Here is a 13,234-nt window from a genome sequence, read left to right as displayed (position 1 = left end):
CGGGGGACTGCGGGTGGTCGCGCTCGGCGGCGGGCACGGCCTGCACGCCACGCTGACCGCGCTGCGCCGGTGCCCGCCGGTCACCGACATCACCGCCGTGGTCACCGTCGCCGACGACGGCGGTTCCTCCGGGCGGCTGCGCCGCGAGCTCGGTCTGCTCCCGCCCGGCGACCTGCGGATGGCGCTGGCAGCCCTCGCCGGCGACGACGAGCGGGGCCGCTTCTGGTCCGGGCTGGTCCAGCACCGCTTCGGCGGGACCGGCGCCCTGGCCGGGCACGCGGTGGGCAACCTGCTGCTCGCCGGGCTGCTGGAGCGCGACGGCGACCCGGTGCGGGCGCTGGCGACCGTCGGCGAGCTGATGGGCTGTGCCGGACGGGTGCTGCCGATGGCCCGGGTACCGCTGGACATCGAGGCGGAGGTCGCGCTGGACGGCGTGGACGGTGCCCACCTGATCCGCGGCCAGGTCGCCGTCGCCGCCACCCCCGGCCGGGTGCGCCGGGTCTGGCTGCGGCCCGAGAGCCCGCCGGCCTGCGACGAGGCCGTGCGTGCGGTGCGTGACGCCGACGTCGTGCTGCTCGGGCCCGGCTCCTGGTTCACCAGCGTGCTCCCGCACCTGCTGGTGCCGGGACTGCGTGCGGCACTGCTGGAGACCGCCGCGGCCCGGGTCGTGCTGCTCAACCTGGCCCCCGAGCCGGGAGAGACCGCCGGCTTCTCCCCCGAACAGCACCTTGAAGTACTGTCCGGGCACGCTCCCGGGCTGCGGGTGCACGCCGTCCTGGCCGACGCCGGGTCGGTGAGCCTGCCGGACCGGCTGGACGCGGCCGCCGCCGACCTGCTGGTCCCCGGCGGGCGGGTGTGGTCGGCCGCCGTCGCCGACGCCCGGGCGTCGACCCCACGTCACGACCCGGACGCACTGGCCGGGGCACTCGTCGACGTGTTCGGTGCTCTGGCCCCCGGCCGGATCCCGGCGGAGAACGGCACCCACGACAGCCCGCAGCACGACAGCCCGCAGCGTGGAAGGAGCTCCCGATGGCCATGACCGCCACGGTGAAGGACGAGCTGAGCCGGCTCACCGTCACCAAGCAGTCGTCGCGGCGTGCGGAGGTCGCCTCGTTGCTCCGCTTCGCGGGCGGCCTGCACATCGTGGGCGGCCGGGTGGTGATCGAGGCCGAGGTCGACACCGGCTCGGTCGCCCGCCGGCTGCGCCGCGAGATCCACGAGCTCTACGGCCACACGGCCGACGCGCACGTGATCACCGCGGGCGGGCTGCGCCGCAGCGCCCGCTACGTGATCCGGGTGATCCGCGACGGCGAGGGGCTCGCCCGCCAGACCGGGCTGCTCGACAACCGGGGCCGCCCGGTGCGCGGGCTGCCGCCGCCCGTGGTCTCCGGCGACCTGTCCGACGCCGAGGCGGCCTGGCGCGGCGCGTTCCTCGCGCACGGCTCGCTGACCGAGCCGGGCCGCAGCTCCGCCCTGGAGGTCACCTGCCCCGGCCCGGAGGCCGCGCTGGCACTGGTCGGCGCGGCGCGCAGGCTGGGTGTCACGGCGAAGGCCCGCGAGGTCCGCGGCGCCGACCGGGTCGTCGTCCGCGACGGCGACGCGATCGGCGCGCTGCTGACCAGGATGGGCGCCCACCAGAGCGTCCTGTCCTGGGAGGAGCGGCGGATGCGTCGCGAGGTCCGGGCGACGGCGAACCGGCTGGCGAACTTCGACGACGCCAACCTGCGCCGTTCGGCGCGGGCCGCGGTCGCCGCGGCGGCCCGGGTCAGCCGCGCCCTGGAGATCCTCGGCGACGAGGTGCCCGAGCACCTGCAGGCCGCCGGCCGGCTGCGCGCCGAGCACACCCAGGCGTCGCTGGAGGAGCTGGGCCAGCTGGCCGACCCGCCGATGACCAAGGACGCGGTGGCCGGCCGGATCCGGCGGCTGCTGCAGACCGCGGACAAGAAGGCCGCCGAGCTCGGCATCCCCGACACCGAGTCCGCGGTGACCGCCGAGATGCTCGAGGAGGACGGCGGCGGGCGCTGACTCCGGTCACACCCCGTCACGAGAGGTTGCGCAGCGTCGGGCATGATGCCCTCGTGACGATCCCGGGCTCCACCCTCCTCGCCGTCCATCTCGATCGATCCAGCACGCTGCGGCCGCTCCTGCCCGCGCTGCGTTCCGGTCTCGCCGACCTGCTCGCCGAGCAGGACGCCCACGACGGTGACCTGCAGGTCGTCGTCGCGACCGGGGACGACCTCACCCGTTCGCTGCCCGACGGCACGCACCCGCCCGCCGTCCCGGTCGGTGCCGGCGAGGCCCGCACCGCACTGCCCGCGAAGCTCCGCCCGCTGGGCGGCCCGGACCTGCGCGGCGGCGCGGCCCGGCTGCTCGGCGCCGTCGGCGACGAGCTCGCCGCCCGCGACGAGGCCGACCGCCCCGAGCGGGTCGTCGTCCTGCTCGTCGGGGAGGGCGCCGTGGGCGACACCTCCGCGGTCCGCGAGCGGATCGTCCACCAGCAGAACACCTACGCCTGGGAGTTCGTGCTGGTCGACGTGACCACCGGCACGATCCCGGCCACAGCCGGTGCCCGGGCGGCCGCGTCCGAGGAGAGCCGGGGCGAGGGCGGGGACGCCGCCGTCGCCGTCGCCGAGCGCCCCGCGGGCGACGGTGCCGAGCGGTTCGGCGTGCCGGCCACCGCGACCATCACCGCAGGCCCGGGGGCCGCCGGCGTGACCGCCGCACTGTCCGCGGCGTCGGCGTTCGTGACCCGGGCCCGCTCCGGGCGCCCGCACGAGCCGGTCGAGGGCTTCTCCGACGACGAGCGCGCCGCCGCCGACGTCCCCGACACCCGTCCGGGCTGGCGCCGGCTGCTCCGCCTGGCCTGAGCACGCACCCGACGGCCCCGTGACCCGCCCGGGCACGGGGCCGCCGGGTGTCCGGATACCGGCCGGTACCGGTCCGTCCTCACACCGGGGACCGTCCGGAGCGCTCCGACCGTGCCCGATCGCGGAGCGCGGCGCAGGTCACGGGCCCTACGGGCGTCGCGACGGCCGATGCGCCGATAGGGTGGCTGCCGAGCACGGCACGCGCCGGCGCCCGCACGGGTGCCGAGCCGCGATCGACCTGCCACACCCCACCGCCGGGACCCGGCGGGCCGGGGGAGAAGACGACAGGCACGACGAGCCCTGGAGGCATCTGTGACGGTCCGCGTAGGAGTCAACGGCTTCGGCCGCATCGGCCGGAACTTCTGGCGGGCGGTGGACGCCCAGCGCGCCGCCGGCACCACGGACATCGAGATCGTCGCGGTGAACGACATCACCGACAACGCGACCCTCGCGCACCTGCTGAAGTACGACTCGATCCTCGGGCGCCTGCCCTACGAGGTCAGCACCTCCGGCGACGAGATCGTCGTGGACGGCAAGGGTTTCAAGGGCCCGGCCGTCCGCGACCCCGCCGAGCTGCCCTGGAAGGACCTGGGCGTCGACGTCGTCGTCGAGTCGACCGGCATCTTCACCAAGCGCGAGGCCGCGGCCAAGCACCTCGACGGCGGCGCCAAGAAGGTCGTCATCTCCGCCCCGGCGACCGACGAGGACATCACGATCGTCAAGGGCGTCAACGACGGCGACTACGACGGTTCGCAGACGATCATCTCCAACGCGTCCTGCACCACGAACTGCCTCGCCCCGCTGGCGAAGGTCCTCGACGACCTGCTCGGGATCGAGAAGGGTCTGATGACCACGATCCACGCCTACACCCAGGACCAGAACCTGCAGGACGGCCCGCACAAGGACCTGCGCCGCGCCCGCGCCGCCGCCCTCAACGTCGTCCCCACCTCCACCGGTGCGGCGAAGGCGATCTCGCTGGTCATGCCGCACCTCAAGGGCAAGCTCGACGGCTACGCGCTGCGGGTGCCGATCCCCACCGGCTCGGCCACCGACCTGACCGTCGACGTCCGCAAGGAGGCGTCGGTCGAGGAGATCAACGCGGCGTTCAAGGCGGCCGCCGAGGGCCCGCTCAAGGGCATCCTCAAGTACACCGAGGACCCGATCGTCTCCTCCGACATCGTGACCGACCCGCACTCGACGATCTTCGACGCCGGTCTGACCAAGGTCATCGGCAACCAGGTCAAGGTCGTCGGCTGGTACGACAACGAGTGGGGCTACTCCAACCGGCTCGTCGACATCACCGGTCTGGTGGCGTCGAAGCTGTGAGGACCCTCGACGACCTCGTCGCCGAGGGCGTGCAGGGCCGGACCGTCCTGGTCCGCAGCGATCTGAACGTTCCCCTCGACGACGACCGGAACATCACCGACGACGGCCGCATCCGCGCGTCCGTGCCGACGATCAACGCCCTCTACGAGGGCGGCGCCCGGGTCGTCGTCACCGCGCACCTCGGCCGTCCGAAGAACGGGCCGGACGAGAAGCTCTCGCTGGCCCCGGTCGCGCAGCGGCTCGGCGAGCTGCTCGGCGCCCCGGTGCGCCTGGTGGAGCTCGGCACGCCGCTGCCGTCGATGGCCGCCGGTGACGTCGTGCTGCTGGAGAACATCCGGTTCGACGCCCGCGAGACCAGCAAGGACGACGCCGAGCGCGGCGCGTTCGCCGACGAGCTCGTCGCCCTGGTCGGCGAGGACGCGGCGTTCGTGTCCGACGGGTTCGGCGTGGTGCACCGCAAGCAGGCGTCGGTCTACGACGTCGCCCAGCGGCTCGACCCCTACGCCGGCGGGCTGGTCCTGTCCGAGGTCGAGGTGCTCCGCACCCTGACCGGGAACCCGGAGCGGCCGTACGCGGTCGTGCTCGGCGGCTCGAAGGTCTCGGACAAGCTGGCCGTGATCGAGGCGCTGCTGCCGAAGGTCGACACCCTGCTCGTGGGCGGCGGGATGTGCTTCACGTTCCTGGCCGCCCGGGGCCACGGTGTCGGGTCCTCGCTGCTGGAGGCCGACCAGGTCGAGGTCTGCCGGACGCTGCTGGAGTCCGGCAAGATCGTCCTGCCGACCGACGTCGTCGTCGCCGACGCGTTCTCCGCGGACGCGAACACGAAGACGGTGTCGGTCGAGGAGATCGCCGACGGCTGGATGGGCCTGGACATCGGGCCCGACTCGGTGCGGGAGTTCGCGGCCCGCATCGCCGACGCGAAGACGATCTTCTGGAACGGCCCGATGGGCGTGTTCGAGCTGGCGCCGTTCGCCGAGGGCACCCGCGGCGTGGCGCAGGCGATCGCGGACGGCGACGCCTTCTCCGTCGTCGGCGGCGGGGACTCCGCCGCCGCGGTCCGGGCGCTCGGCATCGCCGAGGACGCCTTCTCCCACATCTCCACCGGGGGCGGCGCGTCCCTGGAGTTCCTGGAGGGCGCGACCCTGCCGGGCGTCGCCGTGCTGGAGGAGAACGCCTGATGGCCACTCGCAAGCCGCTGATCGCCGGCAACTGGAAGATGAACCTGCACCACCTCGAGGCCATCGCGGTGGTGCAGAAGCTCGCCTTCGCCCTGCCCGACCGGTACCTCGACAAGGTCGAGGTCGCCGTCCTGCCGCCGTTCACCGACATCCGCAGCGTCCAGACGCTGATCGACGGCGACAAGCTGCGCCTCGTGCACGGCGCCCAGGACCTGTCCCCGCACGACTCCGGTGCCTACACCGGTGACGTGTCGGGGGTCATGCTGGCCAAGCTGGGCTGCACCTACGTCGTCGTCGGGCACTCCGAGCGCCGCGAGATCCACGGTGAGGACGACGCCGTCGTCAACGCCAAGGTGCACGCCGCGCTCAAGCACGGGCTCACCCCGATCCTGTGCGTCGGCGAGGGACTGGACGTCCGCGAGGCCGGCACCCACGTGCAGCACTGCACCGACCAGTTGCGTGCGGCGCTGAAGGGCGTCACCGCGGAGCAGGCCGCCGGGATCGTGCTCGCCTACGAGCCGGTCTGGGCGATCGGCACCGGCAAGGTGGCGGGTCCGGCCGACGCGCAGGAGGTCTGCGCCGCGCTGCGCGCGACGCTGGCCGAGCTGTACTCCGACGAGGTGGCCGGCGGGGTCCGCATCCTGTACGGCGGCTCGGTGAAGTCGTCGAACGTGGGCGAGATCGTGGCCCGGCCCGACGTCGACGGCGCGCTCGTCGGCGGCGCCAGCCTGGACGCCGAGGAGTTCGCGAAGCTCTCGGCGATCGCCGCGGGCGGCCCGCTCCCGTGACCGGCAACCACTAGCACCGGCACGACCACCGCGGCCCCGGTCCCCTCGTGAGGGGGCCGGGGCCGCTGGAGTATTCTCGGCCACTCCGGCGAGCGACCACTGATGGGGAAGCGCACGTGATCCTGACCCTCCAGATCATCCTGATCGTGACCAGCCTCCTGCTGATCGCGATGGTCCTGCTGCAGCGCAGCAAGGGTGGTGGTCTGACCAGCCTCTTCGGTGGCGGCGTCCAGTCGAGCCTGTCCGGCTCGGCGGCGGCGGACCGCAACATCGCTCGCTACACGGTCTTCGTCGGCCTCATCTGGCTCATCGCGGTGGTCGGCAACGGCCTGCTGCTGGCCACCGGCTGACGGTCGGACGGACGAGAGGGAGCGGGACATGGCAGGCGGCAACGCGATCCGCGGTACCCGGGTCGGCGCGGGTCCGATGGGCGAGAACGAGCGGGGCGAGACCGCCCCGCGCGAGCGCATCCCCTTCTACTGCGCGAACGGGCACGTCAACAACACCTGGTTCGCCGCGGAGGCCGAGGTTCCCGAGACCTGGGACTGCCCGCGCTGCGGGCTGCCGGGCGGGCGCGACGCGGAGAACCCGCCCGCCGCGCCCCGCACCGAGCCGTACAAGACGCACCTGGCGTACGTGAAGGAGCGGCGCAGCGACGCCGACGGAGAGGCCATCCTCGAAGAGGCCCTCGGCCGGCTGCGGGCGTCCCGGGAGCTCTGACCCCGGCCCCACGGCCCGCCCGGGTCGTGACCGGGCACACGTTCCGGTTAGATTCGGTGGTCATGAGCCGCTGGACGCTGCCCCCGGACCGGATCCCCTCGGCATGGTTCAACGTCGTGCCGCACCTGCCGACGCCGCCGCAGCCGCCCCTGCACCCCGGGACCCGTGAGCCGGTGGTCCCGGACGACCTGGCGCCGCTGTTCCCGGCCGCCCTGATCGAGCAGGAGGTCAGCGCCGAGCCCTGGATCGACGTCCCGGGTGAGGTCCTCGACATCCTGAGGCTCTGGCGGCCCACGCCACTGGTCCGCGCGACCCGGCTGGAGAAGGCGCTGGGCACCCCGGCGCGCATCTACTTCAAGGACGAGTCGATCTCGCCCTCGGGCAGCCACAAGACGAACACGGCGGTGGCCCAGGCGTTCTACAACGCCCGGGAGGGCACCTCCCGGCTCACCACCGAGACCGGCGCCGGCCAGTGGGGGACCGCGCTGGCGTTCGCGTCGGCCCAGTTCGACCTGGACCTGAAGGTCTACATGGTGCGGGCGTCCTACGGGCAGAAGCCCTACCGGCGGATCGCGATCGAGACCTGGGGCGGGGAGGTCGTGCCGTCCCCGGTCGACGAGCCCGACCAGCCCGGCTCACTGGGCTCGGCCATCTCCGACGCGGTCCGCGACTGCGTCGGCCGCTCCGACACCCACTACGCGCTCGGCTCGGTGCTCAACCACGTGCTGCTCCACCAGACCGTGATCGGTCTGGAGGCCAAGGAACAGCTGGCGCTGGCGGGGGAGCGGCTGCCCGACGTGGTCATCGCGCCCTGCGGTGGCGGGTCCAACCTGGGCGGCATCACCTTCCCGTTCGTGCCGGACCCCGGCGTGCGGCTGCTCGCCGTCGAGCCGTTGTCCTGCCCGACGCTGACCCAGGGCCGCTACGACTACGACTTCGGTGACACCGCGGGTCTCACCCCGCTCATGCCGATGTACACCCTGGGCCACGACTTCGTGCCGCCGTCGATCCACGCCGGAGGGCTGCGGTACCACGGCGACTCGCCGCTGGTGTCGTCGCTGGTCAAGGACGAGCGGATGGAGGCCGTCGCCTACCCGCAGGGCAAGGTGTTCGAGGCCGCCATCCAGTTCGCGCGCGCCGAGGGCAAGATCCCGGCGCCGGAGTGCGGTCACGCCATCGCCGCCACCATCGACGAGGCGCTCGCCGCGAAGGAGACCGGGGAGGAGAAGGTGATCCTGTTCAACTACTGCGGCCACGGCTTCCTCGACCTCGCCGCCTACGACGACTACACCCACGGCCGGCTCGACGAGATGGGCTGAGCCCCCGGGCACGTGACGACGGCCCGGCACCCCCGTGGCGGGAGTGCCGGGCCGTCGCCGTGCGGGCGGTCAGCGGCGCAGGCCACGGACCAGGGCCGCGGTGTCGTGGCGGCGGGCCCACGCGACCACGCACACCGCCACCAGGGTCAGCGCCGGGAAGGCGACCATCGCGGGCATCAGCATCACGGTGACCGCGGTGGCCCCCACCATCAGCACCACCTGGCAGGCCGCGGCGAGCCCGCACAGCCGCGGGACGAGCAGCGCCACCGCACCCGCCAGCTCCAGCCACCCGACGACGACCATCCCGGCCGTCCCCAGCCCCAGCAGGTCGAAGCCGGCGACCGCGACCGGGTCGGCGCCGATCTTCGGCAGCGCGGCCATCACGAAGATCCCGGCGAGCAGCACCTGCAGCACCCACAGGCCCACGGTGGCGGCGCGCGGCCGGCGGGTACGGGCGGTGGTGGACGCGGACTCGGTGCGGATGGCGGTCATGGCGGTCTCCCTCGGTGGTGCGGTCCCGGGCCGGGGCCGCCGTCGCAGGGGGAGACCGCACCCCGCGCCGGAACTCATCGGTCCGATCCGGTCCTGCTCCTGCTCCTGGTCCGATCCGTGCCGTCGGTGCCGTGTGTCGCATGAGCGGCGTCTGCGCGCCGCGCGCCGGGTGCCCGGACCCGACACCCATCGGAAACCACGCATGGTTGCTCCACGAAACACCGCGGGCGAACGATCCCTGCCGGGGTCGGGGAACTGCGACGACGGAGGACGCGTGGGCGTGAATGCGGGAGACACCGCGTGGGTGCTGGTCAGCGCCGCGCTGGTGATGTTGATGACGCCGGGACTGGCGTTCTTCTACGGCGGGATGACCCGCAGCAAGTCCGTGCTCAACATGCTGATGATGAGCACCATCTGTCTGGCCGTGGTCAGCGTCCTGTGGGCGCTGTACGGCTACAGCTGGGCCTTCGGCAACGACGTGGGCGGCGGCCTCCTCGGCGGCGGGGAGTTCGCCGGGCTGGCGAACACCGTCGGCGCGATGGTCGGCGTCGGCAGCGACTCGGCCCCGTGGCCGGGGCCCGACGCCCTGCCCGCGCTGGCGTTCGTGATGTTCCAGCTCATGTTCGCGGTCATCACCCCGGCCCTGATCTCCGGCGCCGTCGCGGACCGCACGAAGTTCTGGGGCTGGACCGCGTTCGTCGTGCTCTGGGTGACCATCGTGTACTTCCCGGTCGCGCACTGGGTGTTCGCCTTCGACGGGTTCACCGGACCGGACAACGTCGGCGGCTGGATCGCCAACACCCTCAAGGCCGAGGACTTCGCCGGCGGCACCGCGGTGCACATCAACGCCGGTGCCGCGGCGCTCGCGCTGGCGATCGTGCTCGGCAAGCGGCGCGGCTGGCCGCGCGAGCCGATGCGCCCGCACAACCTGCCCTTCGTGCTGCTGGGAATGGCGCTGCTGTGGTTCGGGTGGTTCGGCTTCAACGCCGGGTCCGCGCTCGCCGCCGGTGACCTCGCCGCGACGGCGTTCACCAACACCATGCTCGCCACCGCCACCGCGCTGATCGGGTGGCTGCTCGTGGAGCAGTTCCGCGACGGGCGCCCCACCACCCTCGGTGCGGCCTCGGGTGCCGTCGCCGGGCTGGTCGCGATCACCCCGGCCTGCGGGTTCGTGCAGCCGGTCGGGGCGCTGGTCATCGGGCTCATCGCCGGTGCGGTGTGCGCGCTGGCCGTCGGGCTGAAGTTCCGGTTCGGCCTCGACGACTCCCTCGACGTCGTCGGCGTCCACCTCGTCGGCGGCATCGTGGGCACCCTGCTCATCGGCTTCTTCGGCGACAACAGCGTCAACTCCGCCGCCGCCGGCGACAACGGCCTGTTCTACGGTGGCGGGCTCGTCCAGCTGGGCCGTCAGGCGCTCGCCGCGGGCGCGGTGCTGCTGTACTCCTTCGTCGTCGCGCTGGTCCTCGGTTACCTGATCAAGGTGACCATCGGGTTCCGCATCGACGAGGAGAACGAGGCCACCGGCATCGACGAGACCGAGCACGCCGAGACCGCCTACGACTTCTCGTCGCTGGGCACCCGCGCGCTCGCCGGGGCCTCGCGCCCCGCGACGCCGGCCACCCGCGAGCCCGTGGGAGAGACCCGATGAAGCTCGTGACCGCCATCGTCAAGCCGTTCGCGCTGGAGGACGTCCGCGCCACGCTCGAACGCCTCGGCGTGCTCGGGCTGACCGTCGGCGAGGTCCGCGGGCACGGCAGGCAGAAGGGGCACACCGAGATCTACCGCGGCGCGGAGTACTCGGTGGACTACGTGCCCAAGGTGCGCATCGAGACCGTCGTCGACGACGACCTGGTCGACAAGGTCGTCGACGCCGTCGCCGAGGCGGCGCGCACGGGCAAGATCGGCGACGGGAAGATCTGGGTGCAGCCGGTCGAGACCATCGTGCGGGTCCGCACGGGCGAACGCGGCAGCGACGCCGTCTGAGCCGGTCAGCGCGTCGCCGGACGGGCCGTCCGGCGACGCGCGACCCCGCCCGCGGGTGCGGTGCCCACCGCGTGCGCCGCACCCAGCTCCGCCGCCGCGGCCGCGAACGCCGGGTCGAAGAACAGGAAGCTCAACAGCTCCGCGCCGTGGGTGGTGTCGGCGTCGCGCACCGCGCCGCCCACCAGCCGTTCCAGCACGGCCAGCGACGGGTTCCGCAGCGCTCGCAGCCCGCCGTACTCGCGGCGGCGCACCGCCTCGGCCAGCTCCGCCAGCTCGGTGGCCCGGTCGGCCGGCGGTCCGGCGAACCAGGTCGCGATCCGGCGGTGCCGCCGGTCCTCGCCGCGCTCGACCAGCGCGTTGACCGCACGCAGGGTCCGCAGGTCCTCGGTCACCCCGGCGCCCAGCACGATGCGCAGCGCCAGCGCGGCGACCGCGTACACGTCGGGCACCCGGTCGCCGGGGGGCGGCGCCGCGGCGGACGCGCCGAACGGGACGTCCGGTGTCGTCGCGACGACCCCGACCCGGTCGGCACCCAGGCGCAGCGCGGGCTTCAGCGGGGTGTTGAGCCGGACCCCGCCGTCGAGGTACCAGCCGGCCGCCTCCCCCTCGATGCGGCGCGGGGCGAACAGCACCGGCACCGCGGCCGAGGCGAGCAGGTGGTCGGGGCCCAGCCGGGCGTCGACGTAGCGGATGTCGCGCCCCGGGTCGTACGGCGGCAGTGCCACGTCCGGCCCGCGCTCGACGAACACCGTGGTCCCGCCGGTCCCGGCCGCGGTGCACGCCACGCCGACGGCGTCGACCCGGCCGCGGGCGACGGCGTCGTGCAACCGGTCCCAGTCGACGACCCGGTCCACCACCGGGCGCAGCCGGTCGGCGTCCAGGAGCCGGGTCACCCGGTCCGGCACCAGCAGCAGCCTGCGCAGCCACGACGGGACCCCGGCGAGGTCACCGAGGTAGGCCGCGGTCGCCTCCACCGCCGACGACGGCAGCGCCACCACCTCGTCGGTGCGCACCGAGGACCAGCGGGCGACGAGCTCGGCGGCCGCGGCGTCGGGAGCGACATCGGCCAGCCCGGCCAGCGCGGCCACGTTCAGCGCGCCGGCGCTCGTGCCGACCAGCACCGACGGCGCCGACCACGTCCTCGCCATCCGCGGCAGGAGCTCGGTCAGCGCACCCGCCTCGTAGGCCCCGCGCGCCCCGGCACCGGCCACGACGAGTCCGCTCCGAGCCACCCCGCCAGGCTACCCGCGGTGGACCCTCCCCAGGGCGACGGCGGGGACCCGTCGTCAGGCCCGCGGCACCGGCCGGACGTGACCGGCGGCGCGGGTCGCGCGCTCCCGGGCGGTGTCGACGTCGTCGGCGTGGGCGACCGCGACGCCCATCCGGCGCCGCTCGGTCGCGGTGGGCTTGCCGAACAGCCGCAGGTCCGCGCCCTCGACCGCGAGCGCCTCGGCGACGCCCTCGTAGGCGGGCGCGTCCATGTCCTTGCCGCCGTAGACCACCGCCGACGCACCGGGGGAGCGCAGCGCGGTGTCCACCGGCAGGCCCAGCACGGCGCGGGCGTGCAGCTCGAACTCCGAGAGCCGCTGGGTCGCCAGGGTGACCAGGCCGGTGTCGTGCGGGCGCGGGCTGACCTCGGAGAACAGCACGGTGTCGCCGCGCCCGTCCCGGCCCTCCCGGACGAACAGCTCCACCCCGAACAGCCCCCACCCACCGAGCGCCTCGGTGATCCGGGCGGAGACGTCGCGGGCGGCGGCCAGCGCGGCGTCGGACATGGGCTGGGGCTGCCAGGACTCGACGTAGTCGCCGGACTCCTGGCGGTGCCCGATCGGCTCGCAGAACGCGGTGCCGCCGGCGTGCCGGACGGTGAGCTGGGTGATCTCGTAGTCGAACTCGACGAAACCCTCGACGATCACCCGCGGGTTCGACACCCGGGCGCCGGTGCGGGCGTACTCCCAGGCGGTCTCGGCGTCGTCGGCGCTCTGCAGGACCGACTGCCCCTTGCCCGACGACGACATCACCGGCTTGAGCACGCACGGCAGCCCGACCGTGGCGACGGCGTCGCGGACCTCGTCGAGGGTGTCGGCGAAGACGTACGGGGAGGTGGGCAGACCCAGCTCCTCGGCGGCGAGGCGCCGGATGCCCTCGCGGTCCATGGTCAGCTTCGCGGCCCGTGCCGTCGGCACCACGGTCGTCCCGGCCGCCTCGATCTCCAGCAGCGCACCGGTGGCGATGGCTTCGATCTCGGGGATGACGAGATCGGGCGCCTCCTGCTCGATGAGCGTCGCCAGCGTCACCGGGTCGGTCATGTCGATCGCGTGCCAGCGGTGCGCCACCTGGTGCGCGGGTGCGTGCGGGTAGCGGTCGACGGCGACGACCTCCACACCCAGGCGCTGGAACGCGATCGCGACCTCCTTGCCCAGCTCACCCGAGCCGAGCAGCAGCACGCGGGTGGGATCCGGGCCGAGCGGGGTGCCGATACGCATGACGGGGACCCTAACCGCAGGTCCACCTGCGGCACCCCGCCCGGGCGCGGCATCTCACATCCGCGCCCGGGCGGT

Annotated in this window: 14 protein-coding genes; 11 read left to right on the top strand and 3 right to left on the bottom strand. The window is 74.0% G+C overall.

The annotated features are described in order from the left end of the window. The first annotated feature begins 7 nt into the window (after positions 1-7). The 9 genes from yvcK (at position 8) to FVA95_RS06025 (ending at position 8,198) form a co-directional block, all read left to right on the top strand. Complete coding sequence (gene yvcK, locus FVA95_RS06065) at positions 8-1,039, top strand: uridine diphosphate-N-acetylglucosamine-binding protein YvcK (protein ID WP_043280574.1); 1,032 nt, start codon at positions 8-10, stop codon at positions 1,037-1,039. Then, positions 1,030-2,025, top strand: coding sequence for a DNA-binding protein WhiA (gene whiA, locus FVA95_RS06060; RefSeq protein ID WP_060711951.1), 996 nt, complete (start codon positions 1,030-1,032; stop codon positions 2,023-2,025). The genes yvcK and whiA overlap by 10 nt, the downstream gene beginning before the upstream one ends. Before the next feature lie 53 nt (positions 2,026-2,078). Next, positions 2,079-2,867: a hypothetical protein gene (locus FVA95_RS06055; protein WP_149663318.1), complete on the top strand. Its 789-nt coding sequence runs from the start codon at positions 2,079-2,081 to the stop codon at positions 2,865-2,867. A gap of 312 nt (positions 2,868-3,179) precedes the next feature. Continuing rightward, positions 3,180-4,193 carry a type I glyceraldehyde-3-phosphate dehydrogenase gene (gene gap, locus FVA95_RS06050; RefSeq protein WP_149663317.1) on the top strand — a complete coding sequence of 338 codons (1,014 nt, stop codon included), beginning with the start codon at positions 3,180-3,182 and terminating at the stop codon, positions 4,191-4,193. Further along, positions 4,190-5,371 (top strand): phosphoglycerate kinase, encoded by a 1,182-nt coding sequence (gene pgk / locus FVA95_RS06045; RefSeq protein WP_149663316.1) that lies wholly within the window; start codon positions 4,190-4,192, stop codon positions 5,369-5,371. The genes gap and pgk overlap by 4 nt, the downstream gene beginning before the upstream one ends. After that, entirely contained in the window at positions 5,371-6,159 is a 789-nt protein-coding gene (gene tpiA / locus FVA95_RS06040) for a triose-phosphate isomerase (RefSeq protein ID WP_149663315.1), read from the top strand. The genes pgk and tpiA overlap by 1 nt, the downstream gene beginning before the upstream one ends. Positions 6,160-6,275: 116 nt before the next feature. Then, positions 6,276-6,509 carry a preprotein translocase subunit SecG gene (secG, locus tag FVA95_RS06035; RefSeq protein ID WP_020627703.1) on the top strand — a complete coding sequence of 78 codons (234 nt, stop codon included), beginning with the start codon at positions 6,276-6,278 and terminating at the stop codon, positions 6,507-6,509. A 28-nt stretch (positions 6,510-6,537) separates the two neighbouring features. Next, positions 6,538-6,879: an RNA polymerase-binding protein RbpA gene (locus FVA95_RS06030; RefSeq protein WP_020627702.1), complete on the top strand. Its 342-nt coding sequence runs from the start codon at positions 6,538-6,540 to the stop codon at positions 6,877-6,879. A 62-nt stretch (positions 6,880-6,941) separates the two neighbouring features. Continuing rightward, positions 6,942-8,198, top strand: a complete 1,257-nt coding sequence (locus FVA95_RS06025; RefSeq protein ID WP_149663314.1) for a TrpB-like pyridoxal phosphate-dependent enzyme — start codon at positions 6,942-6,944, stop codon at positions 8,196-8,198. 69 nt (positions 8,199-8,267) lie between these two features. Here FVA95_RS06025 and FVA95_RS06020 read toward each other — a convergent pair whose 3' ends face one another. Then, positions 8,268-8,690: a DoxX family protein gene (locus FVA95_RS06020; RefSeq protein ID WP_149663313.1), complete on the bottom strand. Its 423-nt coding sequence runs from the start codon at positions 8,688-8,690 to the stop codon at positions 8,268-8,270. Between the two features lie 280 nt (positions 8,691-8,970). Here FVA95_RS06020 and FVA95_RS06015 point away from each other — a divergent pair, with 280 nt between their 5' ends. Continuing rightward, positions 8,971-10,338 (top strand): ammonium transporter, encoded by a 1,368-nt coding sequence (locus tag FVA95_RS06015; protein WP_205015772.1) that lies wholly within the window; start codon positions 8,971-8,973, stop codon positions 10,336-10,338. Then, the gene (locus FVA95_RS06010; RefSeq protein ID WP_075306119.1) at positions 10,335-10,673 is read left to right on the top strand and encodes a P-II family nitrogen regulator; all 339 of its coding nucleotides are present in this window, start codon (positions 10,335-10,337) and stop codon (positions 10,671-10,673) included. Before FVA95_RS06015 ends, FVA95_RS06010 begins: the two co-directional genes overlap by 4 nt. A gap of 5 nt (positions 10,674-10,678) precedes the next feature. On the opposite strand, the gene FVA95_RS06005 is transcribed toward FVA95_RS06010, so the two are convergent. Together FVA95_RS06005 and purT are read right to left on the bottom strand one after the other, a co-directional pair. Then, positions 10,679-11,905 carry a patatin-like phospholipase family protein gene (locus tag FVA95_RS06005; RefSeq protein ID WP_149663311.1) on the bottom strand — a complete coding sequence of 409 codons (1,227 nt, stop codon included), beginning with the start codon at positions 11,903-11,905 and terminating at the stop codon, positions 10,679-10,681. 54 nt (positions 11,906-11,959) lie between these two features. After that, positions 11,960-13,159, bottom strand: a complete 1,200-nt coding sequence (gene purT, locus FVA95_RS06000; RefSeq protein WP_149663310.1) for a formate-dependent phosphoribosylglycinamide formyltransferase — start codon at positions 13,157-13,159, stop codon at positions 11,960-11,962. Positions 13,160-13,234 lie beyond the last annotated feature (75 nt).

Origin of the sequence: Pseudonocardia sp. EV170527-09, from assembly GCF_008369905.1 — a bacterium.
Taxonomy (GTDB): Bacteria; Actinomycetota; Actinomycetes; order Mycobacteriales; family Pseudonocardiaceae; genus Pseudonocardia.
This window is presented reverse-complemented; position numbering and strand designations above follow the sequence as displayed.